Raw genomic sequence first — 24,102 nt, forward strand, 5'->3', positions numbered from 1 at the left:
TAGCGGAGTCAGGCACAGCAAAGCCAGGCACAACCTCCCCGCGAGGGCGGGTGAGTACATGTTCGGTCCCTCGAGACGCATTAGTGTCAAAATGATATCAATATGTTAATTGGCCATCATTTTGACGTCAATCATTCATCCTGCCGGCTGATGCAGGAGAGAGGCTCTGCAACGGGGGTTCCAGCGAAGAACTTAAGTCGTCGAAGGGTCTGCCCCGATAAGGCCCAGCCAAGCCTGCGTCCGCCCTGAACTCAAGATCGCCCCTCACCTGATCAACCGCTGAACTTTTCCAAGTTCCTGGCCCTCAACCGCATAACCCTGTCGCCCCGATCAAGAGGCCACCCCATGAAATCGCTCCTCTCCTTCAGCATCGTCACCACCCTGCTCTGCACCCTGCCCGCCTGGGCCTGCACCCTTGACGAGGCCACCGCCAAGCGTGAGCAACTGGCCCAGGAAGTGACCAGGCTCACCGAGCAGAACCCGGCCAAGGCCAAGGAAATCAACGACGAGTTGCAGAAGATGGACCTGAGCACGGCCAGCAAGGATCTGCCGGACAAGTGCCAGTTGATCGACCAGCGCCTGAAAGAGCTGGACGCGGCCGAGAAGAAGGCCGACAGCTGATCGCCGGCCAATAAAAAGCCCGGACAGGGTCCGGGCTTTTTCTGTTGCGCTACGGCTTATTCGGCAGCCGGTGCTGGCTTGCGGCGCTTGAGCGGCGCCATGCCGTCCTGGCTGACCAGGGCATCGCTTTTCGGCCGGTTGGCGGTCTTGCGCTTGGTCGGGGCCTTGGCCGCGGTTTTTTTCTTGTCGCCCTTGGCGTCGGTCTTTTTCTTCTTCACGCCCGCGGCCTTGCCGGAGGCCTTGACCTTCTTCGGCCCGCCGTAGGTGCCTTTGACTTCCTTGATGGTGCGACGCTCGAAGTTCTGCTTGAGGTAGCGCTCGATGCTCGACATCAGGTTCCAGTCGCCATGGCAGATCAGCGAGATGGCCAGGCCGTCGTTGCCGGCACGCCCGGTACGGCCGATGCGGTGCACATACTCGTCGCCGCTGCGCGGCATGTCGAAGTTGATCACCAGGTCCAGGCCGTCGACGTCCAGGCCGCGGGCGGCGACGTCGGTGGCGACGAGGATTTTCACCCCACCCTGCTTCAGGCGGTCGATGGCCAGCTTGCGGTCCTTCTGGTCTTTCTCACCGTGCAGGACGAATGCCTTGTACTCCTGGGCCACCAGGCGGCCGTAGATGCGGTCGGCCATGGCGCGGGTGTTGGTGAAGACGATGGCCTTCTGGTAGGTCTCGTTGGCCAGCAGCCAGTTGATGATCTGCTCTTTGTGCTGGTTGTGGTCGGCGGTGATGATCTGCTGGCGGGTGGTGTCGTTCAGCTGGCTGACCGCGTTCAGCTGCAGGTGCTCAGGGTTGTTCAGGACCTTGGCGACCATCTCGCGCAGGCCCGAGCCGCCGGTGGTGGCGGAAAACAGCATGGTCTGCTGCCGGTTCGGGCACTCGTCCACCAGGCGCTGCACGTCGTCGGCAAAGCCCATGTCGAGCATGCGGTCGGCTTCGTCGAGGACCAGCACTTCCACTTCTTTCAAATCGAGGTTGCCGGCGTTCAGTTGCTCGATCAGGCGGCCCGGGGTGCCGATCAGGATGTCCGGCACCTTGCGCAGCATGGCGGCCTGGACCTTGAAGTCTTCGCCACCGGTGATCAGGCCGGCCTTGATGAAGGTGAACTGCGAGAAGCGTTCGACTTCCTTCAGGGTCTGCTGCGCCAGTTCGCGGGTCGGCAGCAGGATCAGGGTCTTGATGCTGACGCGGATCTTCGCCGGACCGATCAGGCGATTGAGAATCGGCAGGACGAACGCGGCGGTCTTGCCGCTGCCGGTCTGTGCCGTCACCCGCAGGTCACGCCCCTGGAGCGCGAGCGGAATGGCCGCTGCCTGCACAGGCGTTGGCTCGACAAATTTAAGCTCGGCCACGGCTTTGAGCAGGCGTTCGTGCAGGGCGAATTGGGAAAACACGGGTGCTACCTCGAAGATATGCAAAAAAACAGCTGCATAGGGTAACGGTTTCGGGCGCGAAGGCCGAGTTTCTTTCACGCAAACCACGGTAAACAATTGGTTTTTGTCAGCGATTTGTCCTTAACGGTAACTTTCGACGGCTTAAATGTTCTAATCGATCCGTCTCGTCTCATAGAGGAAGCTTCTGACCCCATGGATTTCAAACAGCTCTGGCTCAACGTTCAAGACCTCTGGGGGGCGCTCGATGAGCACCCGCTCCTGCATTCCAGCCTGGCCCTGGTCATCCTGCTGGTGGTGGCGCTGCTCGTCGGACGAGTGGCGCGCTACCTGATCCTGCACGCGGTCAAGCTGCTCGGCCGCCAGCCGTCCCTGCACTGGCTCAACGATCTGCGCCAGAACAAGGTGTTCCATCGCCTGGCGCAGATGACCCCGTCGCTGGTGGTCCAGTTCGGCCTGCACCTGGTACCGGAGCTGAGCAAGACCAGCCTGGTGTTCCTCGGCAACCTGGCGCTGGCCTTCACCATCCTGTTCCAGGTGCTGGCCATCAGCGCCCTGCTCAACGCCCTGCTGGACATCTACGCGCGCACCGAACATGCGCGCACCCGTTCGATCAAGGGTTATGTGCAGCTGGCGAAGATGGTGCTGTTCGTGTTCGGCGCGATCATCATCGTCGCCACCCTGATCGACCGCTCGCCGCTGCTGCTGTTGTCCGGCCTGGGCGCCATGTCGGCGGTGATCCTGTTGGTCTACAAGGACACCCTGCTGTCGTTCGTCGCCAGCGTGCAGCTGACCAGCAACGACATGCTGCGAGTCGGCGACTGGATCGAAATGCCCCAGGTCGGCGCCGACGGCGATGTGGTGGATATCACCCTGCACACGGTCAAGGTGCAGAACTTCGACAAGACCATCGTCTCTATCCCCACCTGGCGCCTGATGTCCGAGTCGTTCAAGAACTGGCGCGGCATGCAGCAGTCCGGCGGCCGGCGGATCAAGCGCAGCCTGTACATCGACGCCAGCGGCGTGCGTTTCATCAACGATGAGGAAGAAGCGCGCCTGGGCAAGGTCCACCTGCTCACCGACTACATCAGTCGCAAGCAGGCCGAGCTCAAGAGCTGGAACGAAGCCCAGGGCAATGTCGCCGCCATGTCGGCCAACCGCCGCCGCATGACCAACCTGGGCACCTTCCGCGCCTATGCCCTGGCGTACCTCAAGAGTCATCCGGACATCCAGCCGAACATGACCTGCATGGTCCGCCAGATGCAGACCACCGCCCAGGGCATTCCGCTGGAAATCTACTGCTTCACCCGCACCACGGCGTGGACCGACTACGAGCGGATCCAGGGCGATATCTTCGATTACCTGCTGGCGGTGATGCCGGAATTCGGCTTGAGCCTGTATCAACAGCCGAGCGGCAACGACCTGCGCGCCGGCCTGCTGCCGGCGGTGCTGGGCGCCAGCCATATCCCCGAAGTGGAAAAACGCGCGCTGTAATTCCCGCCTGATCGCCCCGTCCCCGGGGCGATCAACCCTCTATCCGCCTATCTGCTCTATCTGCTTGCCTATCTGTAGGAGCGAAGCTTGCTCGCGATCCGCGCAGCGGCCTGACCCCGCGGTGTCTGTCAGGTCGCTATCGCGGGCAAGCCTCGCTCCTACAAGGCAGTAGCGGTAGTCGCGTTTTTTACGCCGCGACGGCTGATCCACACCGCCGCCAGAATCACCAGCGCCCCGAGGAACAGGCGCCCCAGTTCTTCGTGCTGGTTCCAGATCAACAGGTTGATCAGCAGCCCCACCGGCACATGCAGGTTGTTCATCACCGCCAGGGTCGCGCCAGTGACCAGGCAGGCGCCCTTGTTCCACCAGTACAGCCCCAGCGCGGTGGACACCAGCCCGAGAAACAGCAGCACCGCCCATTGCAACGGCGCTTCGGGCAGGAAGTCCGGCTTGCCGAACAACAGGAAAGCCGGCAACACCACCGCCAGCGCCCCCAGGTAGAAGTAGCCGAAACGCCGGTAATGCGGCAGGTCGCTCGGATGGCGCGCCACCAGGTGCTTGTACAGCACCTGCCCGGCGGCGTAGGTGAAGTTGGCCAGTTGCAGCAGCAAGAAGCCCATGAAGAAGTCCGGGCTGATGCGGTCGTAGCGGATCACTGCCGCCCCGGCCACCGCCACCAGCGCCGCCAGCAAGCCCCAGGGGTTGAAGCGGCGGTTGAGCGCATCCTCGATCAGGGTCACGTGCAGCGGCGTGAGGATGGTGAACAGCAGCACCTCCGGCACCGTCAGCACACGGAAACTCAGGTACAGGCAGACGTAGGTCACACCGAACTGCAAGGCGCCGATCAGCAGCATGCCGCGCATGAACACCGGCTCCACCTGGCGCCAGCGGGTCAGCGGGATGAACACCAGCCCGGCCAGCAGCACCCGGACCAGCACCGCGAAGTAACTGTCGACATGCCCGGCCAGGTATTCGCCGATCAGGCTGAAGGAAAACGCCTGGATCAGCGTGACAAAAAGTAGATAGCCCATTGCTCGCCTCGTCTTGAAGAGGCGGCGACGATAGCGGTTTTGCCGCGCACAATAAAACACCTTCCGTAGGAGCGGGGTTGATAAATCGTGGGCAAAAAAAAGCCCGATCTCGCAAAGCGTTCAATCGGGCAGGAGCACTCAGGAGCAACAAGTGCAAAGGGAGGTTCGATGCGCAAACAAACTTGAAGGGGAGCGCAGGGCCTACTAGACCACTGCGCGATTATCTGGCGATTAACGGATCAGGCGACCTGGGCCAGTTTGGCGTTGGCCTGGTTCAGGCCCTTCTCCTGGAAGTCGCCGCCCAGGTTCATGCCTTCGGCGTGAATGAACTCGACGTCGTGGATCCCGATGAAACCCATGACCTGGCGCAGGTAGGGTTCCTGGTGGTCCGCGGCGCTGCCGGCGTAGATGCCGCCACGGGCGGTCAGCACATAGGCACGCTTGCCGTTGAGCAGGCCCTGGGGACCGGTCTCGGTGTACTTGAAGGTCACACCGGCACGCAGCACGTGGTCCAGCCAGGCTTTGAGGGTGCTCGGGATGGCGAAGTTGTACATCGGCGCGGCCATCACCAACACGTCGGCGGCCAGCAGTTCGTCGGTCAGTTCGTTGGAGCGCTGCAGCGAGGCCTCTTCGATCTCGTTGCGCTGCCCGGCGGGTTTCATCCAGCCGCCCAGCAGGTTGATATCCAGGTGCGGCACCGGGGTTACCGCCAGGTCACGCACGGTGATCTGGTCGTCCGGGTGGGCCGCTTGCCATTGCTTGATGAAGGTCTGGGTCAGCTGACGGGAAACGGAATCCTGCTGACGGGCACTGCTTTCGATGATCAGAACGCGGGACATGGGATGTAGCCTCCATCGGGAATGCTGTAGGTCGATGGAGCGCAGATTAAACAGAGTCATATCGATGAAAAAGCGCAAATAACTGCTATAACCAATCAATAAATTCGTTTATAAGCGGAGCAGGTCGCGCACCCTGCTCCGCTTTGCGCTTATTTGGCGGTACAGGTCAGGTCGATGCGCAGCTTGATGATGCTGCGGTTGAACTTGGCCGTGGCGTTCTTGAACTTGCCGGCCGCCACTTCCACCTTGCGCGTGCGCGGGGCTTCGGGACCGTTGCGAAAGACCACCGTGCAGGCGGCGTCGGTGGTGCCGTAGTTGTTCACCTGGATCGAACCGATGTCGGCATCGGTGTCGTAGGCGGTGTAGTCGATGCTCACGCCTTCGAGGTGTTTCTTCACGTCGATGGGATAGGCGAACGCACTGAGCGGCAGCAGGGCCAGCAACACACAACAGAATTTTCTCATTCGGCAGTCTCCAATAAGGAGCGCCAGCTTAGGACAAGAGGAGCTCCTCATGAAAGCGCCCCGCGTTACCCTCGATCAATGGCGAACGCTGCAGGCCGTGGTCGACCACGGCGGCTTCGCCCAGGCGGCCGAAGCGCTGCACCGTTCGCAATCCTCTGTCAGTTACACCGTGGCACGCATGCAGGACCAACTGGGCGTGCCGCTGCTGCGTATCGATGGGCGCAAGGCCGTGCTCACCGAAGCCGGCGGCGTGTTGCTGCGGCGCTCGCGGCAACTGGTGAAACAGGCCAGCCAGCTGGAAGACCTGGCCCACCACATGGAACAGGGCTGGGAAGCTGAAGTGCGCCTGGTGGTGGACGCCGCCTACCCCAGCGCGCGCCTGGTCCGCGCGCTGACCGCCTTCATGCCGCAAAGCCGTGGCTGCCGGGTGCGCCTGCGCGAAGAAGTGTTGTCCGGGGTCGAAGAGGTGCTGCTCGAAGGCGTGGCCGACCTGGCCATCAGTGGCTTCAATATCTCCGGCTACCTGGGCACGGAAATGAGCTCGGTGGAGTTCGTCGCCGTGGCCCACCCGGAACACGCCCTGCACCGCCTGAACCGCGAGCTGAATTTCCAGGACCTGGAAAGCCAGCTGCAAGTGGTGATCCGCGACTCCGGTCGCCAGCAGCCGCGGGACGTCGGCTGGCTCGGCGCCGAACAGCGCTGGACCGTCGGCAGCCTGGCCACCGCCGCCACCTTCGTCGGCAGCGGCCTGGGCTTTGCCTGGCTGCCGCGGCATATGATCGAGCGCGAACTCCGGGAGGGCCTGCTCAAGGTGCTACCGTTGGACCAGGGCGGCAGCCGCCACCCGACCTTCTACCTGTACTCGAACAAGGACAAACCCCTGGGCCCGGCCACGCAGATCCTCGTCGAGCTGCTGCGCACCTTCGACACCGCGCCGCTGGACGCGCCGTTCGCCGCCCCGGAACAAGCCTGACCCCGTACTTGAACCCTCCACGCGCCTGAACAGGAATTCAGCCATGGCCTATTTCGAACACGAAGGATGCACCCTGCACTATGAGGAATACGGCCATGGCGAACCGCTGGTGCTGGTCCACGGGCTCGGCTCCAGCACCCGTGACTGGGAAAAGCAGATCGCCGAGCTGTCCGCCCATTACCGCCTGATCCTGCCCGACGTGCGCGGCCATGGCCGCTCCGACAAACCCCGCGAGCCCTACAGCATCGCCGGGTTCAGCGCCGACCTCATCGCCCTGCTGGAGCACCTGAACCTGTCGCGGGTGCACTTGGTAGGCCTGTCCATGGGCGGCATGATCGCCTTCCAGGTCGCGGTGGATCAGCCCGGGCTGCTGAAAAGCCTGTGCATCGTCAACAGCGCGCCCGAGGTCAAGATCCGCAGCGCCAACGATGCCTGGCAATGGTTCAAGCGCTGGAGCCTGATGCGCCTGCTCAGCCTGGAAACCATCGGCATTGCCCTGGCCGGCAAATTGTTCCCCCTACCTGCGCAGGCCGAGCTGCGGCAAAAGATGGCCGAGCGCTGGGCAAAAAACGACAAACGTGCTTATCTCGCAAGCTTCGATGCCATCGTTGGCTGGGGGGTCCAGGAACGACTTTCGCAAGTCGCCTGTCCAACCCTGGTCATCAGCGCCGACCGTGACTACACCCCGGTCGCACTGAAAGAAAGTTATGTGAAACTGCTGCCCGACGGGCGCCTGGTGGTGATCGCCGATTCGCGTCACGCCACGCCGCTGGACCAGCCGCAACGCTTCAACCAAACCCTGCTCGAGTTTTTAACCGCAGTCGACACCACCACCCAGGATCACTGACCCATGCTGAAAAAAATCGCCCTCGTCGCCGGCTCCGTTCTGTTTGCTGCCAACCTGATGGCCGCCCAACCGGCCAAGGCGCCTCACGTCCTGCTGGACACCAGCTTCGGCAAGATCGAAGTCGAACTGGACCCGGTCAAGGCCCCGATCTCCAGCAAGAACTTCCTCGACTACGTCGACAGTGGCTTCTACACCAACACCATCTTTCACCGGGTGATCCCGGGTTTCATGGTCCAGGGCGGCGGCTTCACTCCGCAGATGGTGCAGAAGGAAACCCGCGACCCGATCAAGAACGAAGCCAGCAACGGTCTGCATAACGTACGTGGCACCCTGTCCATGGCCCGCACCTCGAACCCGAACTCGGCCACCAGCCAGTTCTTCATCAACGTCGCCGACAACGCCTTCCTCGATCCGGGTCGCGATGCCGGTTACGCGGTGTTCGCCAAAGTGGTGAGCGGCATGGACGTGGTCGACCAGATCGTCAACTCGCAGACCACCACCAAACAAGGCATGCAGAACGTGCCGATCGACCCCGTGCTGATCAAGTCGGCCAAGCGCATCGACTAATGTGTCACCGGGAGTCCCGGCGCGGCGCTGACACAGCGCTGCGCCTGCTTACTGATAAGGAGAGCCCGCCACGCGGGCGTCAGATCCCATGCTCTATCGTCGTTTTGAACAGCTGATCGATATTTTCCGCGACGCTCCCACTGCCGCTCCCCCCAACCGCGTACTGCCCTTCTACCTCTACTACATCAAGCAGGTCTGGCCGAGCTTCGTCGCCCTGCTGGTGGTCGGCCTGTTCGTCGCGCTGATCGAAGTGTCGCTGTTCAGCTACCTGAGCACGATCATCGACCTGGCCCAGGGCACGCCGAATGTCGAGATCTTCAAGACCCACGGCCTCGAGCTGGCCTGGATGGCGGTGGTCGCGCTGATCTTCCGCCCGCTGTTCGTCGCCCTGCACGACCTGCTGGTGCACCAGACCATCAGCCCGGGCATGACCAGCCTGATTCGCTGGCAGAACCACAGCTACGTGCTCAAGCAGAGCCTGAACTTCTTCCAGAACGATTTCGCCGGGCGCATCGCCCAGCGCATCATGCAGACCGGTAACTCGCTGCGCGATTCGGCGGTGCAGGCGGTGGACGCGCTGTGGCACGTGCTGATCTATGCGGTCAGCGCCCTGGTGCTGTTCGCTGAGGCCGACTGGCACCTGATGATCCCGCTGCTGATCTGGATCGCCAGCTACATCGGCGCGCTCTGGTACTTCGTGCCGCGGGTCAAGGAGCGCTCGGTGATCTCCTCGGACGCCAACTCCAAGCTGGTCGGCAGGATCGTCGACGGCTACACCAACATCACCACCCTCAAGCTGTTCGCCCACACCCACTTCGAGCAGAACTACGCGCGCGAAGCCATCGGCGAACAGACCGAGAAAAGCCAGCTAGCCGGGCGCGTCATCACCAGCATGGACGTGGTGATCACCGCCATGAACGGCCTGCTGATCGTCTCCACCACGGGCCTGGCCCTGTGGCTGTGGACCCAGTCGCTGATCTCGGTCGGCGCCATCGCCCTGGCCACCGGCCTGGTGATCCGCATCGTCAACATGTCCGGCTGGATCATGTGGGTGGTCAACGGCATCTTCGAGAACATCGGCATGGTCCAGGACGGCCTGCAGACCATCGCCCAGCCCATCAGCGTCAGCGACCGCGAGCAGGCGCCACGCCTGGCGGTGGCCAGCGGCGAAGTGCGTTTCGAGCATGTGGATTTCCACTACGGGAAAAAGGCCGGGGTCATCAGCGACCTCAACCTGACCATCCGGCCCGGGGAAAAGATCGGCCTGATCGGCCCGTCCGGCGCCGGCAAGTCGACCCTGGTCAACCTGTTGCTGCGGCTCTATGACCTGGAGAGCGGGCGCATCCTGATCGACAACCAGAACATCGCCGACGTGACCCAGGAAAGCCTGCGCGAGCGGATCGGCATGATCACCCAGGACACCTCGCTGCTGCACCGTTCGATCCGCGACAACCTGCTGTACGGCAAGCCCGACGCCACCGACGAGGAACTCTGGGAAGCGGTGCGCAAGGCCCGCGCCGACGAGTTCATCCCGTTGCTTTCCGACGCCCAGGGCCGCACCGGCTTCGATGCCCACGTCGGTGAGCGCGGGGTGAAACTCTCCGGTGGCCAGCGCCAGCGCATCGCCATTGCCCGGGTGCTGCTCAAGGATGCGCCGATCCTGATCATGGACGAGGCCACCTCGGCCCTGGACTCGGAAGTCGAGGCGGCGATCCAGGAAAGCCTGGAGACCCTGATGCAAGGCAAGACCGTGATCGCCATCGCCCACCGCCTCTCGACCATCGCCCGCATGGACCGCCTGGTGGTCCTGGAAAAAGGCCTCATCGCCGAGACCGGCAGCCATGCCGAGCTGTTGGCCCACGGCGGTTTGTATGCGCGCCTCTGGCAGCACCAGACCGGGGGGTTCGTCGGTATCGATTGATCCGCCCCGCCCCAAAAAACGCCAGCACCCTTCGGGGCCCTGGCGTTTTTTTTGCGCCACCCTTCACCCGTAGCCGCTGCCGAGCCCGCGAGGCTGCGATCGACGGCGTAGCCGTCGCAAACCGGTGAATGCGCTCTTTCAGGCAGATCAGGGTTGCAAGATTTACGACCGCTGCGCGGCCGATTGCAGGCTGCGCCGGCAGCTACAAAAAACGCCAGAGCCCCGTGAACAGGGCCCTGGCGTTTTTTTCGCACTGGATTTGTAAAAAAAGCCTGCTGTACTGAGCCTAGGTTCTGGAGCAGGGCCTGTAGCCAGGCTGCACGGCTGCATAACGGCTTTATCGGATCGATAAGGAATAACTTCTATGTCGCTGTTCAAACGTTCAGTCACTGAGTTGTTAGGCACCTTCTGGCTGGTATTGGGTGGTTGCGGCAGCGCCGTACTGGCGGCCGCGTTTCCGGATGTCGGGATCGGCCTGCTCGGCGTGGCGCTGGCCTTCGGTCTTACCGTGCTGACGATGGCCTTCGCCATCGGCCATATCTCCGGCTGTCATCTCAACCCCGCGGTATCCGTCGGCCTGGTGGTCGGCGGGCGTTTTCCGCTCAAGGAACTGCCCGCCTATGTCATCGCGCAAGTGATAGGCGGGGTGATCGCCGCGGCGCTGCTGTACTTCATCGCCAGCGGCAAGCCTGGCTTCGAGCTGGCCAGCGGGCTGGCCTCCAACGGCTATGGCGAACATTCGCCGGGGGGCTACTCACTGGCGGCGGGCTTTGTCAGCGAGCTGGTGATGACCGGGATGTTCGTGGTGATCATCCTCGGCGCCACCGATAAACGTGCGCCGGTGGGCTTCGCGCCGATCGCCATCGGCCTGGCGCTGACGCTGATCCACCTGATCTCGATTCCGGTGACCAACACCTCGGTCAACCCGGCGCGCAGCACCGGGCCGGCCTTGATCGTCGGCGGCTGGGCGATCCAGCAACTGTGGCTGTTCTGGCTGGCGCCGATTCTCGGCGCGGTGGTCGGCGGTGGCCTCTATCGCTGGCTGGGCAAGGAAGACAGCTGACAGCAACCCCGAGGGTCACGCCTGCCGATACGGCAGCGCGGCCCTCGCCTCTTCGGCGTAAGCCAGCATGCCCACCCGCTCCTGCTGGAGAAAATCCTTCACCGCCGCTTTCAAGCCGGGGTGTCGCAGGTAGTGCCAGGACCGGGTAATCACCGGCTCGAACCCCCGAATCAACTTGTGCTCGCCCTGGGCCCCAGCATCAAAACGCTGCACCCCCTGGGCGATGGCGTAATCCATGCCCTGGTAGAAACAGGTTTCGAAATGCAGACGATCGAATTCCGCCAGGCAGCCCCAGTAACGCCCGTAGAAACTGTCGCCACCGATCAGGCTGAAGGCCATGGCTACCGGCCTGGCGTTCTGCTTGGCCAGCACCACGCGAATGGCCTCGGGCATGCGCTCGGCCAGCAGGCTGAAAAAGGCCCGGGTCAGGTAGGGTGACTGGCGCCGCACCGCATAGGTATTGGCGTAACAGGCGTAGACAAAATCCCACTGCGCTTCGCTGAGTTGCCGGCCTTCGAGCCACTCGAACTCGATGCCCTGCCCCGCCACCTGTTCGCGCTCCTTGCGCATCTGTTTGCGCTTGCGTGAGCTGAGGGTATCGAGAAAGTCCTGGAAGTCCCGATAGCCGCGGTTCTGCCAATGGAACTGGCAACCCAGGCGCTGCAACCAACCGGCTTGCCCAGCCAGGGCGGCATCGGTAAAGGCGTCGGTGAAGTTGATATGGGCACTGGAAAGCCCTTCGATCTCCAGGTAACCGGGCAGGCTTTGCAACAGTTCAAGGCCGTCTTCCAGGCTTGCCGCCAGCAGCCGCGCGCCGCTGACCGGGCTGAAGGGCACGGCGCTCAGCAGCTTGGGGTAATACTCGATGCCGGCCCGGGTGCAGGCGTCGGCCCAGCCATGGTCGAACACGTACTCGCCGTAGGAATGCCACTTGCGGTAGCTGGGCAGCGCCGCGATCAGGCGTCCATCTTGCACATGCAGCAGGTGCTCGGCCTGCCAGCCAGAGTTCGGGCCGAGGCTGCCGCTGTCTTCCAGCGCACTGAGAAAGGCGTGACGCAGAAACGGCTGGCCGTCACTGAGCAAACCGTCCCATTGCTGCGGATCGACGGCGGCCAGGCTGGTCAAGGATTGCAACGGCATTGGGTTCCCCGCGAGTGTGGTCCACGAACGCGCCGAGTATCGCCGATCACTGCCCCAGGTGCAGCAACAGGAAATCGATGAACGCCCGCGACTTGTGCGGCAGGTGCGAACTGTTGGGAAACACCACGTTCACCGACTGCGAAGGCAAGGCGTAGTCGGGCAGCAGGCGCACCAGCCGGCCGCTGGCCAGGTCGTCCTCGACCACCCAGCCGGGCAGTACCGACACCCCCAGGGACGACAGGGTCATGGCGCGAATGGCGGTGGAGGAATTGGATTCGAAATGATTGGGCCCGCTGACTTCGACCTGACCCCGTTGCGGGTGGCTCAGGGTCCAGTTGGTCGGCCCTTGCAGGTTGCTGTTGGCGATCCACGGCACGCTGTTCAGGTCCAGGGGCTCGCCCACCGGATGGCGCGCCAGAAAGTCCGGGCTGGCCACCAGGACGATGTCGTAATCAGCCAGCTTGCGGCTCTTGAAAGCCGAGTCGGCGAGGTTGCCCAGGCGGATCACCAGGTCGAGTTTTTCCGCCACCAGATCATTCAACGAAGAGTTGAAGTTATAACAAAGACGGATCTCCGGATAACGATCGGTGAACTTGGAAATGATCGGAAGTATATAGCGCTCGCCATATTCACTAGTTGAACTGAAACGCAACTTTCCAGAAATACGATTATGCCCATGCAGGACATTTTCGAAGGCATTGTCGATATCCGCGACAATCCCCTTGAACTCGTCATAAAAGTCCTGGCCTATTTCCGTCAGGGATATATTGCGGGTATTGCGGATCAACAGGGTCGCCGACAAAACTTCCTCGAGCGCCTTGACATGCAGGCTGGCCATGGCTTTGCTGATGCACAGGTAGTTGGCTGCCTTGGTATAGGAACCGAAATCGACAACCGCCAGGAATGTCTGGACGCGATTTAGATGCGTGTGCATGTTATAGCTCACCGTGTTGTAAATCATTGTCAAATTCCACCAAACAATGTTTCAAGTATAGGCGTATCGACACCCTCGGTCTATCGCTCCTATGATCCCGCCGCAAAAGGGAGATCATATGACTTATCGCTACAAAGTGGCTCTTATATTCCTCATCGGGTTCTTTATCGACTGTATAAACATATTCATGTCGGCCGTGGCTTTACCGAGTATTGCCCATGAGATGCACGTCTCGACTTCATCCGTGGCCTGGGTGGCCAATGCCTATATTCTCGGCCTGACCCTGATCATTCCGGTGAGCACCTGGCTGGCCGGACGTTTCGGCAGCCGCGAAACCCTCACCGCCTCGATGCTGGTGTTCAGCACCGCCGTTTGGATGTGCGGGATGGCCGGCAGCTTCCATGAACTGGTGATCTGGCGTTTCGTCCAGGGCATCGGCGGCGGCCTGCTGATCCCGGTGGGCCAGGCCCTGACCTTCAACCTGTTCCAGGGCCCGCAGCGGGCCAAGATCTCCACCCTGGTGATGGCCGTCGCCCTGATCGCCCCGGCCATTTCGCCGACCATCGGCGGCGTGATCGTCGACAGCAGCTCCTGGCGCTGGGTGTTCCACAGCAACATTCCGTTCTCGCTGATCGCCGCTGCCCTGTCCTGGCTGTGGATCAAGGAAGCCCGGCCCGCCAGCCTGGCGCGCCCGGACATCAAGGGCCTGCTGCTGGTCAGCACAGCCCTGGGCAGCCTGCTGATGGGCATGTCGCTGTACGGCGGCGACTACCCACCGCTGGCCGCCCTGAGCTGCCTGATGCTGGGGGTCACCTGTGTGGTGCTGTATGTCCTGCACTACCGCCGCTGCGACAACGCCATCGTCGAGTTGAGCCTGCTCAAGAGCAAGAAGCTCAGTACCTCGATCTTCATCTATTACGCGATTCCCGGAGTGTTCACCGGGGTCAACCTGCTGAGCATCTTCTTCCTGCAGAACAGCCTGCACTTCAGCGCCCAGCTGACCGGCATGTTCATGATCCTCTACGCCAGCGGCGCCTTCATCGCCATGCTGGTCTGCGGCCGGGTCTACAACCGCTTCGGCGCCCGGCGCCTGTTCACCCTCGGCATGCTCCTGCACAGCGCCGGCATCGCCACCCTGTACCTGGTCGACAGCGCCGCCGACCTGCCGATCATCGTCATCGCCTACTGCCTGATGGGCATCGGCGGCGGCATCGGCGCCAATACCGCGCAAACCACTTCGCTGATGGATTTCGAAGGTGCCGATACCCACAAGGGCAGCGTGATCTGGAACATCAACCGGCAGATGTCCTTCAGCATCGGCGCCGCGCTGTTCCTGATGATCTACAACCTGCTGCTCGCCCGCCTGGCGTCTACCCCGGCCTATCACCTGACCTTCGTCATCGCGGCGGTGATGGGTCTGTTACCCCTGTTGCAGATGAGCAACCTGACCACGCAAAAGGAATGTCATGCACAACACAATCGTTGAACAGGCCAAACACAGCATCCATGCGGTCCACGACCTGATCCACGCGGTCTTCACCGACCAGGACGGCAACGGCGCCGCCGCCATCGACCGCCTGCTGCCGGCCTTCGCCGAGCACTTCAGCATGGTTACCACCGCGGGCGCCATCGTCAGCCGCGAGCAGGTCGAACAGATGTTCCGCGGCGCCGTCGGTGCCCGCCCCGGCCTGGAAATCCTTGTCAGCGACCTGCACACCGTGTGGCACGAAGGCCACAGCGCGGCGATCCGCTACAAGGAAACCCATCGCCTGGACCAGAAGGAAACCTCGCGCCTCTCGGTGGTGGTGATCCGCATCCATGAGCACTCGGCCCAGTGGCTGTACCTGCATGAAACACCGTTAAGCTGACAGCGAGTCACCCCATGAATTACCAGATCACCCAGTGCCTGATGCTCTCGCCAAGCATCAAGGAAATCACTCTGGCGCCTCTTGTGCCGGCCCCCTGCGAGACAACCGCCGGGGCCCACTTCAAATGGTGGATTCCCACGCTCGAGCAATGGCGTCACTACTCCCGGGTCGAACTGGCCGAACATGAGCTGCCCCCGGGCAGCCTGGTGTTCGCCATCCGCCTGAACCCCGACTCGCCCAGCAGCGCTTATATCCGCCAACTGAGCGTTGGCGATCAGGTACGGCTCGACGGCCCGTTCAATGCCTTCGACTACCAGCTGGACGACAGCGACGGCGCCGACATCGCCCTCGCCGGCGGCATCGGCATCACCCCGTTGACCGGCATCCTCAGCCATCTGCGAGCCCGGCAGCGCCCGGCGCGGCTGCACTATTTCGCCAAGAGCGCGGGCGACGCCGCCTATGCCGCGCAGATGCGCGAGCTGCTGCAGGACAGCCTGAGCCTGCACTGCTCCGACTCGGCCGAAGGGCGCCCGTCGGTGGCCGCGGTGCTAGGCCAGTTGCAACCCCGGGACCGCCTGTACGTCTGTGGCCCGCAAGCCATGCTCAACGACGTGTTCAGCCATGCCCAGAGCCTGGGCTTTCCCCGCGAGCGCATCCACTTCGAAGTCTTCAACACCTGCCTGGCCGAGGATGATCCCGGCTTCGCCGTGCACGCCGCGGACTCCGGCGTCGACCTGCGGGTGCAGCCCGGCCAGTCCCTGCTCGACGCCCTCGAAGAGGCCGGCCTGGAGCCGCTCTACGACTGCCGTCGTGGTGAATGCGGGGTGTGCGAGCTGGACGTGCTGGAAGGTGAAGTCGATCACCGCGATTTCATCATGAGTCCGCAGCAGGCCGCCTGCAGCAACAAGATCTACCCCTGCGTATCCCGGGCCAAAAGCCCAAGCCTGAAACTGGTCATCTAAAGAGAGAACCTCGTTGGACAACTACTTCAACGGCAAGGAAGTGCATCGCACGCTGTTCCTTGATCCGTCGCTCTTCGAGCGAGAACAACAACAGGTATTCGCCGCCAGCTGGTGCTACCTGGGCCATGAAAGCCTGGTCCCGGAAACCGGCGACTTCTTCACCGGTGACATCGCCGGACAACCGCTGGCCATGGTCCGGCAGAAAAACGGCGAGATCGTCGTGCTGCACAACCGCTGCCCGCACAAGGGCGTGAAAGTGCTGGCCGAGCCGCAAGGCAATGTCGGCCGGTTCATCCGCTGCCCGTACCACGCCTGGACCTTCAAGACCGACGGCCAGTTGCTGAGCATCCCGGTGAAAAAAGAATACGACGACTGCGACCTCAGCAGCTGCGCCGCCCACAAGGGCATGCAGCCGGTGGCCGCGGTGGAGAACTACCGGGGCTTCGTGTTCGTGCGCCTCAAGGAGCAAGGCGTCGGCTTCAGCGAGTTCTTCGGCGACTCGCTGTCGACCCTGGACAACATGGTCATGCGCTCGCCCCAGGGACAGTTGCGCGCCATCGGCCAGCCCCTGCTGCACCGCCATCGCTGCAACTGGAAGATGGTGGTCGACAACCAGACCGACACCTGCCACCCGATGGTCGCCCACGAATCCTCGGCCGGCGAAGCCATTCGCCTGTGGAAGGAAACCGGGCACGACGGCCAGCCGCCGATGGCTGTCGAGCTGTTCTCGCCGTTCATGGCGTCCTACGAGTTCTTCAGCGCCATGGGCATCCGCACCTGGCCCAACGGCCATGGCCACACCGGCGTCAGCAACTCGATCCACAAGGCCTATTCGAGCATTCCCGGCTACTGGGAGCTGATGGTCGAGAGCTACGGCGAAACCCAGGCCGCGGCGATCCTCGACGACACCCGGCACAACACCGTGTATTTCCCCAACCTGATGGTCAAGGGACCGATCCAGACCCTGCGGGTGATCCGCCCGATCTCGGCCAGCGAAACCGTGGTCGAGTCGTGGATCTTCGAACTGGTAGGCGCGCCGGTGCAACTGCTGGAAAGAACCGTGCAGTACAACAACCTGATCAACTCGCCATGCTCGATGGTCGCCCACGACGACGTGGAGATGTACGAGCGGGCCATGGACGGACTGCGCAGCCAGGCCAACGACTGGGTGAATGTCGCCCGCCTGTTCGAACCGGGCGAAGCCTTTGAACAGACCCAGGTGGTGTCCGGCACCAGCGAACGGGCCATGCGCAACTTCTACAACACCTGGCAGCAACTGATGCAGGCCCCAGACGGATCGACCGCCCATGGATAACTCGCCCCTCGAACAGCTGATCTACCAAGAGATCGCGCTTCTCGACCAACAGGATTTCGACGCCTGGCAACAACTGCTGTGCGACGACTTCCACTACTGGATTCCCCTGCGCCACGACCAACCCTGCCCGTTGCGCGAATCCTCGCTGCTGTATGAGGACCGCTTCCTCACCACCCTGCGCATCAACCGCCTGGCCAGCGCCCGCAACTTCTCGCAGCAGCCCAAGAGCCGCGGCCTGCACATTGCCCAAAGGCCAACGATCAGCCTCGATGCGGATGGCCTGAGTGCCCATTGCCGGACCCCGATGCTGTATTGCGAAGCCCGGGGCGACAGCGAATGGCATTACCCGGTGACCGTGGAACACCAACTGCTGTGCCTCGCCGGCCAGTGGAAGATCCAGCGCAAGAAAGTCCTCCTGCTCAACCCTTCCCGCGCGTTTGAAAGCCTGCAGCTCATCATCTGATTTCCGAGACCCTTACCTGTGAACTCCTCCCACTCCGGTTTCGAAGAAACCCAAGGCACCCGCTCGTTCCCCAACATCGACCTGTTGTACGACTATGGGCAATTCCTGCGCCGTGCCACCCAGGCCATCGGTCACCTGCCGCCGGCGATTGCCGACAAGCACGTCGGTATCGTCGGCGCCGGCCTCAGCGGCCTGATCGCGGCCTATGAACTGTTGCGCGCCGGCGCCACCCGCATCACCCTGTTCGAAGCCTCGAAAGACCACCTTGGCGGGCGTTTCCTGACCCAGTGCTTCGACGAAACACAACCGCAGTTCATCGCCGAGATGGGCGCCATGCGTTTCCCGCCGAGCGAAGTCGGCCTGTTCCATTACCTGGACCGTTTCGGCATCGGCACCACCGAGGCCTTTCCCGACCCTGGGGTGGTCGACACCGAAATCCACTACCGTGGCGAAACCCACCACTGGCCGGCCGGGGAAAATCCACCGCCGATCTTCAACACCGTGCACCAGGGTTGGAACGCCTTCCTCAAAGAAGGCGTGCGCCTGGACGACGGCACCTTCCTGGCGCCGCCGCTGCTGCTCACCGATCTTCTGGAAAAGCAGCAGTACGCCGAGGTGCAGCCGGAGTGGCAACGCTACCTGGACTGCTTTGGCGACCACTCTTTCTACTCGGCCATGGTGCAGATCTTCACCTCGAACAACCCGCCGGGCGGCAAGCGCTGGCGCAAGCCGGAAGACTTCCACCTGTTCGGTTCCCTGGGCATCGGCTCGGGTGGGTTCCAGTCGGTGTACCGGGCCTCGTTCACCGAGATCCTGCGGCTGGTGATCAACGCCTTCGAAGTCAACCAGCGGCTGGTGCCCAACGGCATTTCCACCCTCTGGGAGCGAATCGCCGACGAGGAATTCCACGGCATCGCCCTGCGCGACCGGATCTGCCGCACGCGCATCGAATCCATCAGCAAGGGCGCCGACGGGCAGATCCTGCTGCAAGGCTGCAACGGTGAAACCTATGGCTGCGACCGGGTGATCACCACCGCCACCACCCGCGCCCTGCAAGTGAACATGCGCCTCACCCAGGCCGAGCAGTTCGTCAATCGCGACGTGGCCCGGGCGATCAACGAAACCCACATGGTCGGCTCGTCCAAGCTGTTCATCCTGACCCGCGACAAGTTCTGGCTCAAACATGGCCTGGCGCAGAACATCCAGACCGACACCCTGGTCAAGGGCGTCTACTGCCTGGACTACGCCCCGCAGGACCCGGACTCCTGGGGCGTGGTACTGATCAGTTACACCTGGGAAGACGACTCGCACAAAATGGTTTCGATGACCGACAAGGTCCAGCGCTGCAAGCGCCTGGTGGACGAACTGGCGATGAGCTCGCCGCAGTTCGCTAGCCACCTGGTGCCGCTGGACGGCGACTACCAGCGTTACGTACTGGAATACGACTGGCTCACCGACAAGCAGGCCCTGGGCGCCTTCAAGCTGAACTTCCCCGGCGACGACCTGTACTCCCAGCGCCTGTTCTATCAGTTCAAGACCGCCCTCGATCCGCAGCAGGACACCGGCCTGTACCTGGCCGGCTGCGGCAGCTCGTTTACCGGCGGCTGGGCCGAAGGCGCGGTACAGACCGCCCTGAACGGTGCCTGCGCGGTGATCGCCAGCCTCGGCGGCGAACTGCTCGAAGGCAACCCGCTGTTCGATCTGCAATCGCACTTCTGCTATTGCTGAGCCCAGGCCCCTACCGACTTTCGTTGAGACTTTTTCATGTACAGCCAGCTTTCGATCGAAGCGCTCGTTGACGGGTTTCGCCAGGGCAGCCTCTGCCTGGATTCCTGGCACCGCGCGCTGCTCGAGCAATACGCCGACGCCGGGCACCTGAACAGCTTCATCAGCTTCGCCGCGCAGGCGTTCAGCGGCGACACCGGCACGCCAGAGCAGCGCCAGGCGCCGCTCTACGGCATCCCGGTTTCGTTCAAGGACAACATCAATGTCAGTGGCCTGGCGACCACCGCCGGCACCCCTGGCCTTGCCGACTACCAGCCGGCCGCGGACGCCGGCATCGTCCAGCGCTTCAAGGCGCTGGGCGCGCGGGTCGCCGGCAAGAACAACATGCACGAGCTGTCGTTCGGCGTGACCTCGGCCAACCTGAGCTACGGCGCGGTGGTCAATCCGCGCCACCTGCAACACAGCGCCGGCGGCAGCAGCGGCGGCTGTGCCGCGGCCGTGGCCGCCGGCCTGGTGCCGTGCGCGGTGGGCACCGACACCGGCGGCTCGGTGCGGATTCCCGCGGCCTTCTGCGGCGTGGTGGGCTTCCGGCCAAGCACCGGGGCCTACCCTGGCGACGGCATCGTCCCGGTGTCCCAGACCAAGGACTCACCGGGCCTGCTGACCCGCAGCCTGGAAGACGCGCTGTTCGTCCATCGGCATCTGACCGGCACTTCCTTCACTGCGCCGACCGAGCCCAAGCGCCTGCGCATCGGCATTCCCCAGCGGTTCTTCTGGTCCGAGCTGGAGACCAAGGTGCACAGCGATTGCCACGCGGCGATCGATAGCCTGGCCGATCAGGGCGTGGAAATGGTGCCGGTGGACGACCGCCTGATCGGCGAGATCAACGAAAGCATCCAGTTCCCGCTGCCGATCTTCGAGTTCTTCATCGACTTCCCGCGCTTCCTGCTGAAGGCCGGCTGTGGCGAGCGGTTCCTCGAGATCCTGGCGCAGATCCGCGACCCGCAGATCAAGAAGACCCTGATGGCGCAGTTGGAGAGCCCGGCCATTTCCTACGAGGACTACGTGCAGGCCTTGATGAGCAAGATCCGCCTGGATCGGGAATACGCCGGGCTGTTCCAGCAGCACCGGCTGGACCTGATCGCCTACCCGACCGTCAGCTGCACCGCGCCGCTGCTGAGCGACAGCGGCGCCCAGAAGCATTTCGAGCGTTTCGTGCGCAACACCGACCCGGCCAGCAACCTGGCAGCGCCGAGTGTCAGCGTGCCGGTGGCCGAGCCGGACAGCCTGCCGGTCGGGCTGTCGTTCGATGCCTTGCCCGGGCAGGACCACCAGTTGCTACAGATGGCGCAGCAACTGAGCCGCCTGCTGGCTCTGCGCTGAATCGTCGCCCGGGTGCGCGGGAGCCGGCCTGCCGGTTTCCGCACACCCGAGGCGCCCCCTCGCTACCTCCAATAACAATTTCATTGCAGGCCTTGCCATGCGCGGTACGTCCATCGCTTCATCCCCTTCAACCTCCCACTGCACGGTCGCCGAACGCCGGCCCTCGGTCATCGGCGGCGCCATGATCATCGGCGGCACCATTGTCGGAGCGGGCATGTTCTCGCTGCCGGTGATGATGTCGGGCCTGTGGTTCCAAGGTTCCCTCGCGGTGCTGGCGCTGTCGTGGTTCTGCACCCTGCACTCGGGGCTGATGATCCTCGAAGCCAACCTCAACTACCGGCCGGGGGCGAGTTTCTCGACCATCACCCGCGACCTGATCGGCCGGCGCTGGAGCCTGTTCAACGGCGCCACCCTGGTGTTCGTCCTGTACATCCTGACCTATGCCTACATCTCGGCCAGCGGCTCGGTAATCCGCCACACCGCCCACACCCTGGGCCTGGAGATTTCCTCGCGCAACGGCGGTCTGCTGTTCGCCCTGGCGGTGGCCCTGGTGGTCTGGCTCAGCACTGCGGCGGTCAGCCGCATCACCACCCTGGTGTTCGGTGCCAAGATCCTCGCCTTCTTCCTGACCTTCGGCGGCCTGCTCGGCCATGTGCAGCCACAGGTTTTGCTCGATCGCGGCAACCCGCAACCGGACTACCTGCCCTATCTGTTCATGACCCTGCCGTTCTGCCTGACCTCCTTCGGCTTTCACGGCAACGTGCCGAGCCTGATGAAGCATTACGGCAAGGACCCGCAGCGCATCCGCAACTGCCTGCTGATCGGCACCCTGATCGCCCTGGTGCTGTACACGGTGTGGATGCTCTGCACCATGGGCACCCTGCCCCGCGAGCAGTTCAAGGACATCGCCCGCCAGGGCGGCACCATCGATGTGCTGATCAGCGCCCTGGGCAGCATGCTCGACAGCGCCCGGGTCGACCTGCTGCTGACCCTGTTCTCCAACTTTGCCGTGGCCTGTTCGTTCCTCGGCGTCACCCTGGGGTTGTTCGACTACATCGCCGACTCCCTGGGCTTCGACGACAGCCCCCAAGGCCGCCTGAAAAGCGCGCTGGCCACCTTCGCCCCGCCGATCGGTTGCGCGCTGATCTGGCCGGAAGGCTTCATCCTTGCCATCGGTTTTGCCGGCCTGGCGGCGACCGTCTGGGCGGTGATCACCCCGGCCCTGCTCGCCCACGCCTCGCGTAAACGCTTCGCCAGCCCGCTGTACCGGGTCTGGGGCGGCACGCCAATGATCGTCCTGGTGCTGCTGTTCGGCCTGGCCAATGCCCTGGCCCACCTGCTGTTCAGCTTCGACCTGCTGCCGGTCTGGCGTTAGTCGGGAGACAGGCAAAAAAAAGCCCCGCCGAAGCGGGGCTGAAACGAAAGGAGCTTTAACGGATGAGAAAGAGCTCTTTACCGCGAGTGCATCGACATCAGAACACGTACTGCGCGCGAACGATGAAACCGTCGCCGTCGTCGTCGCCGGTACGCGCGGCTGGAGTACCACCGCTGGCGGCCGTGGCGTTGGTGACCTTGTCGGTCTTGGCCTTGACGTAGGTGGCGGAGATTTTCACCGCTTCGTTGGCGTACCAGTTCACACCCAGGTTGTGCACCTTGACTTCGGCATCGCCGACGTCGCGGGTCAGGCTGGCGGTGGTGATGTTGTCGTCTTCGACGGTCATGCTGTCGTAGCGATAGAACAGTTCCCAGGCGCCGAAGGCCTTGTTGGCCGGCTTGATGGCGTCGAACTTGCCCACCTTGTAGCCGCGGGATTCGCCGGTCAGGGTGTAAGCGCCCTGCACGTAGAAGCCGTGGCCCTTGATGTCTTCGTAGGCGTTGGAATCAGCCTTGGTCTTGCGGGTGATGTATTCACCCTGGATCGAGGCCGGGCCCATGGCGAACGCGGCTTCCAGGCCAAAAGCGGTGTCACGGTCGTAGGAGCCGGCCGGCGAAGTGGAGCTGCCGCCCAGCACCGGACGGTTGCCGTTGGTGCCGGCATCGTTGCCGCCCAGGGTCTCGACGCCACGCATGCCCATGCGGGTGCGATAACGGGAGTCGAACGCGGTGTCGGAGACATCACGCGAAGCCACGTTCACACCGAAGTGCAGGACGTTGCCGGCATCGTGCATCGGGGCGAAGACGAAGCGACCGTTGACCTGCTTGACGCTGTCGCCGTCGGTGTCGTCGGTGTCCTTGCTGAACACGCCAGCCGAGGCATAGAAGGAATCGGCGAAGGTGCTGGAAGCCTGCAGGCCCATACCGTTCTGGTGGGTGTTGGCCCAGTCGATCATGTCGTAGGCGATGTTACGTTCCGGCGCGGTGACCCACTTGGAGCTGGTGGCTTTTTCCAGACCGAAGTCCGGGTCGAAGCGACCGACCTTGATCGACACCGGCTTGAAGCCGTTGTAAGCCAGCGAGGCTTCGTCGAAGTAGCCGTTATCGGAGTCGCCGGTGTTGTGGGAGAAGTCGTAGTTGATGGTGTAGGCCCAGTCGGTGTACAGCACGCCGGACAGTTCGAGGAAGGCGCGACGGAAGTAAGCGGCGTCGGCGCTGTCGCCGTTCTTGGTGTAGACACCGTCGAAGCGGCTGTAGTCGGCTTGCAGGCGGCCACCGAGCTTGAAGCTGAACTCTTTGTCCGTGGTGGCGACCTCAAGGCCGCCCTTGGTCTTGACTACGATATCGGCGCCATCGGTGGTGACGGTGCCAGCGAAAGCCTGGGCGGTAACTGCCAGGGCCAGGGCGCTGGCGGCAAAACCGGCGAAGTGCTTACGGATCATCGAAGATTTCCCCTAATTGGTGGTCTGTAGCGCTGGAAAAAACACGCGAGTCAGGCCCGCTTGTGTTGGGTGGGAATCTTGGCGGCGGGGTATTTCAGGGGAGTTGCCGATAGATAAAGATTTGATGACAGCGGAACTTTTTTACTTCCAAACGAAATAAGGCAAAAAGCCTGTACTAGAGCGGTCGGCGGGGTATTTGGGGGAAAACGAAACCCTGTAGCCGCTAGCGAAGCCTGCGATCGACCGAACGGCCGCAGCGACTTCAAGATCGCTGAAGGCCTTCGT

Annotated in this window: 22 protein-coding genes; 15 read left to right on the forward strand and 7 right to left on the reverse strand. The window is 62.9% G+C overall.

Annotated elements, in window-relative coordinates; all coding sequences use genetic code 11:
- The first annotated feature begins 345 nt into the window (after window positions 1–345).
- Window positions 346–621, forward strand: a complete 276-nt coding sequence (locus tag AC07PQ_RS29920; protein WP_493186715.1) for a hypothetical protein — start codon at window positions 346–348, stop codon at window positions 619–621.
- A 56-nt stretch (window positions 622–677) separates the two neighbouring features.
- On the opposite strand, the gene AC07PQ_RS29925 is transcribed toward AC07PQ_RS29920, so the two are convergent.
- Window positions 678–2,015, reverse strand: coding sequence for a DEAD/DEAH box helicase (locus tag AC07PQ_RS29925; protein WP_493186716.1), 1,338 nt, complete (start codon window positions 2,013–2,015; stop codon window positions 678–680).
- 192 nt (window positions 2,016–2,207) lie between these two features.
- On the opposite strand from AC07PQ_RS29925, the gene AC07PQ_RS29930 reads away from it, so the two are divergent.
- Window positions 2,208–3,506 carry a mechanosensitive ion channel family protein gene (locus tag AC07PQ_RS29930; RefSeq protein WP_007920632.1) on the forward strand — a complete coding sequence of 433 codons (1,299 nt, stop codon included), beginning with the start codon at window positions 2,208–2,210 and terminating at the stop codon, window positions 3,504–3,506.
- 158 nt (window positions 3,507–3,664) lie between these two features.
- Here AC07PQ_RS29930 and AC07PQ_RS29935 read toward each other — a convergent pair whose 3' ends face one another.
- The 3 genes from AC07PQ_RS29935 to AC07PQ_RS29945 form a co-directional block, all read right to left on the reverse strand.
- Window positions 3,665–4,537, reverse strand: coding sequence for a carboxylate/amino acid/amine transporter (locus tag AC07PQ_RS29935; RefSeq protein ID WP_493186717.1), 873 nt, complete (start codon window positions 4,535–4,537; stop codon window positions 3,665–3,667).
- Window positions 4,538–4,776: 239 nt separating this feature from the next.
- A complete protein-coding gene (locus AC07PQ_RS29940) occupies window positions 4,777–5,376 on the reverse strand; it encodes an FMN-dependent NADH-azoreductase (RefSeq protein WP_493186718.1) in 600 nt (199 codons plus the stop codon).
- A 149-nt stretch (window positions 5,377–5,525) separates the two neighbouring features.
- Window positions 5,526–5,840, reverse strand: coding sequence for a hypothetical protein (locus AC07PQ_RS29945; RefSeq protein WP_007920629.1), 315 nt, complete (start codon window positions 5,838–5,840; stop codon window positions 5,526–5,528).
- Between the two features lie 49 nt (window positions 5,841–5,889).
- Here AC07PQ_RS29945 and AC07PQ_RS29950 point away from each other — a divergent pair, with 49 nt between their 5' ends.
- The 5 genes from AC07PQ_RS29950 (at window position 5,890) to aqpZ (ending at window position 11,211) form a co-directional block, all read left to right on the forward strand.
- Entirely contained in the window at window positions 5,890–6,813 is a 924-nt protein-coding gene (locus tag AC07PQ_RS29950; protein ID WP_007920628.1) for a PA3225 family LysR-type transcriptional regulator, read from the forward strand.
- Between the two features lie 43 nt (window positions 6,814–6,856).
- Window positions 6,857–7,660, forward strand: coding sequence for an alpha/beta fold hydrolase (locus AC07PQ_RS29955; RefSeq protein WP_007920627.1), 804 nt, complete (start codon window positions 6,857–6,859; stop codon window positions 7,658–7,660).
- 3 nt (window positions 7,661–7,663) lie between these two features.
- Window positions 7,664–8,227 (forward strand): peptidylprolyl isomerase A, encoded by a 564-nt coding sequence (locus tag AC07PQ_RS29960; RefSeq protein ID WP_007920626.1) that lies wholly within the window; start codon window positions 7,664–7,666, stop codon window positions 8,225–8,227.
- Window positions 8,228–8,315: 88 nt separating this feature from the next.
- On the forward strand, window positions 8,316–10,148 hold the full coding sequence (locus tag AC07PQ_RS29965; protein WP_101337122.1) for an ABC transporter ATP-binding protein: 1,833 nt from the start codon (window positions 8,316–8,318) through the stop codon (window positions 10,146–10,148).
- A gap of 364 nt (window positions 10,149–10,512) precedes the next feature.
- Window positions 10,513–11,211 carry an aquaporin Z gene (aqpZ, locus tag AC07PQ_RS29970; RefSeq protein WP_007920624.1) on the forward strand — a complete coding sequence of 233 codons (699 nt, stop codon included), beginning with the start codon at window positions 10,513–10,515 and terminating at the stop codon, window positions 11,209–11,211.
- 15 nt (window positions 11,212–11,226) lie between these two features.
- Here aqpZ and AC07PQ_RS29975 read toward each other — a convergent pair whose 3' ends face one another.
- Both AC07PQ_RS29975 and AC07PQ_RS29980 read right to left on the reverse strand, forming a co-directional pair.
- The gene (locus AC07PQ_RS29975) at window positions 11,227–12,351 is read right to left on the reverse strand and encodes a GNAT family N-acetyltransferase (protein ID WP_493186719.1); all 1,125 of its coding nucleotides are present in this window, start codon (window positions 12,349–12,351) and stop codon (window positions 11,227–11,229) included.
- Window positions 12,352–12,397: 46 nt separating this feature from the next.
- Complete coding sequence (locus tag AC07PQ_RS29980) at window positions 12,398–13,285, reverse strand: LysR family transcriptional regulator (RefSeq protein WP_493186720.1); 888 nt, start codon at window positions 13,283–13,285, stop codon at window positions 12,398–12,400.
- 118 nt (window positions 13,286–13,403) lie between these two features.
- Between AC07PQ_RS29980 and AC07PQ_RS29985 the strand changes: the two genes are divergently transcribed.
- The 8 genes from AC07PQ_RS29985 to mtr all read left to right on the forward strand — a co-directional run bounded on the left by AC07PQ_RS29985 (window position 13,404) and on the right by mtr (window position 22,376).
- Complete coding sequence (locus tag AC07PQ_RS29985) at window positions 13,404–14,771, forward strand: MFS transporter (RefSeq protein WP_493186721.1); 1,368 nt, start codon at window positions 13,404–13,406, stop codon at window positions 14,769–14,771.
- Window positions 14,752–15,153: a hypothetical protein gene (locus AC07PQ_RS29990; protein WP_007920620.1), complete on the forward strand. Its 402-nt coding sequence runs from the start codon at window positions 14,752–14,754 to the stop codon at window positions 15,151–15,153. The genes AC07PQ_RS29985 and AC07PQ_RS29990 overlap by 20 nt, the downstream gene beginning before the upstream one ends.
- A 14-nt stretch (window positions 15,154–15,167) precedes the next feature.
- Entirely contained in the window at window positions 15,168–16,115 is a 948-nt protein-coding gene (locus AC07PQ_RS29995) for a PDR/VanB family oxidoreductase (RefSeq protein WP_007920614.1), read from the forward strand.
- 13 nt (window positions 16,116–16,128) lie between these two features.
- The gene (locus AC07PQ_RS30000; protein ID WP_007920608.1) at window positions 16,129–17,430 is read left to right on the forward strand and encodes an aromatic ring-hydroxylating dioxygenase subunit alpha; all 1,302 of its coding nucleotides are present in this window, start codon (window positions 16,129–16,131) and stop codon (window positions 17,428–17,430) included.
- Window positions 17,423–17,893 carry an aromatic-ring-hydroxylating dioxygenase subunit beta gene (locus tag AC07PQ_RS30005; RefSeq protein WP_009042645.1) on the forward strand — a complete coding sequence of 157 codons (471 nt, stop codon included), beginning with the start codon at window positions 17,423–17,425 and terminating at the stop codon, window positions 17,891–17,893. The genes AC07PQ_RS30000 and AC07PQ_RS30005 overlap by 8 nt, the downstream gene beginning before the upstream one ends.
- Before the next feature lie 18 nt (window positions 17,894–17,911).
- Window positions 17,912–19,621, forward strand: a complete 1,710-nt coding sequence (locus AC07PQ_RS30010) for an NAD(P)/FAD-dependent oxidoreductase (protein WP_493186722.1) — start codon at window positions 17,912–17,914, stop codon at window positions 19,619–19,621.
- Window positions 19,622–19,657: 36 nt separating this feature from the next.
- The gene (locus tag AC07PQ_RS30015) at window positions 19,658–21,001 is read left to right on the forward strand and encodes an amidase family protein (RefSeq protein WP_493186723.1); all 1,344 of its coding nucleotides are present in this window, start codon (window positions 19,658–19,660) and stop codon (window positions 20,999–21,001) included.
- 97 nt (window positions 21,002–21,098) lie between these two features.
- Window positions 21,099–22,376 carry a tryptophan permease gene (gene mtr / locus AC07PQ_RS30020; protein ID WP_274305838.1) on the forward strand — a complete coding sequence of 426 codons (1,278 nt, stop codon included), beginning with the start codon at window positions 21,099–21,101 and terminating at the stop codon, window positions 22,374–22,376.
- A 97-nt stretch (window positions 22,377–22,473) separates the two neighbouring features.
- Here mtr and AC07PQ_RS30025 read toward each other — a convergent pair whose 3' ends face one another.
- Complete coding sequence (locus AC07PQ_RS30025) at window positions 22,474–23,817, reverse strand: OprO/OprP family phosphate-selective porin (RefSeq protein WP_493186724.1); 1,344 nt, start codon at window positions 23,815–23,817, stop codon at window positions 22,474–22,476.
- Between the last annotated feature and the right edge of the window lie 285 nt (window positions 23,818–24,102).

It is taken from the genome of Pseudomonas sp. GW821-FHT09E12, from assembly GCF_059416085.1.

What these genes read in the sequence shown, in the direction of transcription:
- AC07PQ_RS29920 (WP_493186715.1), top strand. Translation starts at nt 346, where the DNA reads ATGAAATCGCTCCTCTCCTTCAGCATCGTCACCACCCTGCTCTGCACC.
- AC07PQ_RS29930 (WP_007920632.1), top strand. Translation starts at nt 2,208, where the DNA reads ATGGATTTCAAACAGCTCTGGCTCAACGTTCAAGACCTCTGGGGGGCG.
- AC07PQ_RS29935 (WP_493186717.1), bottom strand. Translation starts at nt 4,537, where the DNA reads ATGGGCTATCTACTTTTTGTCACGCTGATCCAGGCGTTTTCCTTCAGC.
- AC07PQ_RS29940 (WP_493186718.1), bottom strand. Translation starts at nt 5,376, where the DNA reads ATGTCCCGCGTTCTGATCATCGAAAGCAGTGCCCGTCAGCAGGATTCC.
- AC07PQ_RS29945 (WP_007920629.1), bottom strand. Translation starts at nt 5,840, where the DNA reads ATGAGAAAATTCTGTTGTGTGTTGCTGGCCCTGCTGCCGCTCAGTGCG.
- AC07PQ_RS29950 (WP_007920628.1), top strand. Translation starts at nt 5,890, where the DNA reads ATGAAAGCGCCCCGCGTTACCCTCGATCAATGGCGAACGCTGCAGGCC.
- AC07PQ_RS29955 (WP_007920627.1), top strand. Translation starts at nt 6,857, where the DNA reads ATGGCCTATTTCGAACACGAAGGATGCACCCTGCACTATGAGGAATAC.
- AC07PQ_RS29960 (WP_007920626.1), top strand. Translation starts at nt 7,664, where the DNA reads ATGCTGAAAAAAATCGCCCTCGTCGCCGGCTCCGTTCTGTTTGCTGCC.
- AC07PQ_RS29965 (WP_101337122.1), top strand. Translation starts at nt 8,316, where the DNA reads ATGCTCTATCGTCGTTTTGAACAGCTGATCGATATTTTCCGCGACGCT.
- aqpZ (WP_007920624.1), top strand. Translation starts at nt 10,513, where the DNA reads ATGTCGCTGTTCAAACGTTCAGTCACTGAGTTGTTAGGCACCTTCTGG.
- AC07PQ_RS29975 (WP_493186719.1), bottom strand. Translation starts at nt 12,351, where the DNA reads ATGCCGTTGCAATCCTTGACCAGCCTGGCCGCCGTCGATCCGCAGCAA.
- AC07PQ_RS29980 (WP_493186720.1), bottom strand. Translation starts at nt 13,285, where the DNA reads ATGCACACGCATCTAAATCGCGTCCAGACATTCCTGGCGGTTGTCGAT.
- AC07PQ_RS29985 (WP_493186721.1), top strand. Translation starts at nt 13,404, where the DNA reads ATGACTTATCGCTACAAAGTGGCTCTTATATTCCTCATCGGGTTCTTT.
- AC07PQ_RS29990 (WP_007920620.1), top strand. Translation starts at nt 14,752, where the DNA reads ATGCACAACACAATCGTTGAACAGGCCAAACACAGCATCCATGCGGTC.
- AC07PQ_RS29995 (WP_007920614.1), top strand. Translation starts at nt 15,168, where the DNA reads ATGAATTACCAGATCACCCAGTGCCTGATGCTCTCGCCAAGCATCAAG.
- AC07PQ_RS30005 (WP_009042645.1), top strand. Translation starts at nt 17,423, where the DNA reads ATGGATAACTCGCCCCTCGAACAGCTGATCTACCAAGAGATCGCGCTT.
- AC07PQ_RS30015 (WP_493186723.1), top strand. Translation starts at nt 19,658, where the DNA reads ATGTACAGCCAGCTTTCGATCGAAGCGCTCGTTGACGGGTTTCGCCAG.
- mtr (WP_274305838.1), top strand. Translation starts at nt 21,099, where the DNA reads ATGCGCGGTACGTCCATCGCTTCATCCCCTTCAACCTCCCACTGCACG.
- AC07PQ_RS30025 (WP_493186724.1), bottom strand. Translation starts at nt 23,817, where the DNA reads ATGATCCGTAAGCACTTCGCCGGTTTTGCCGCCAGCGCCCTGGCCCTG.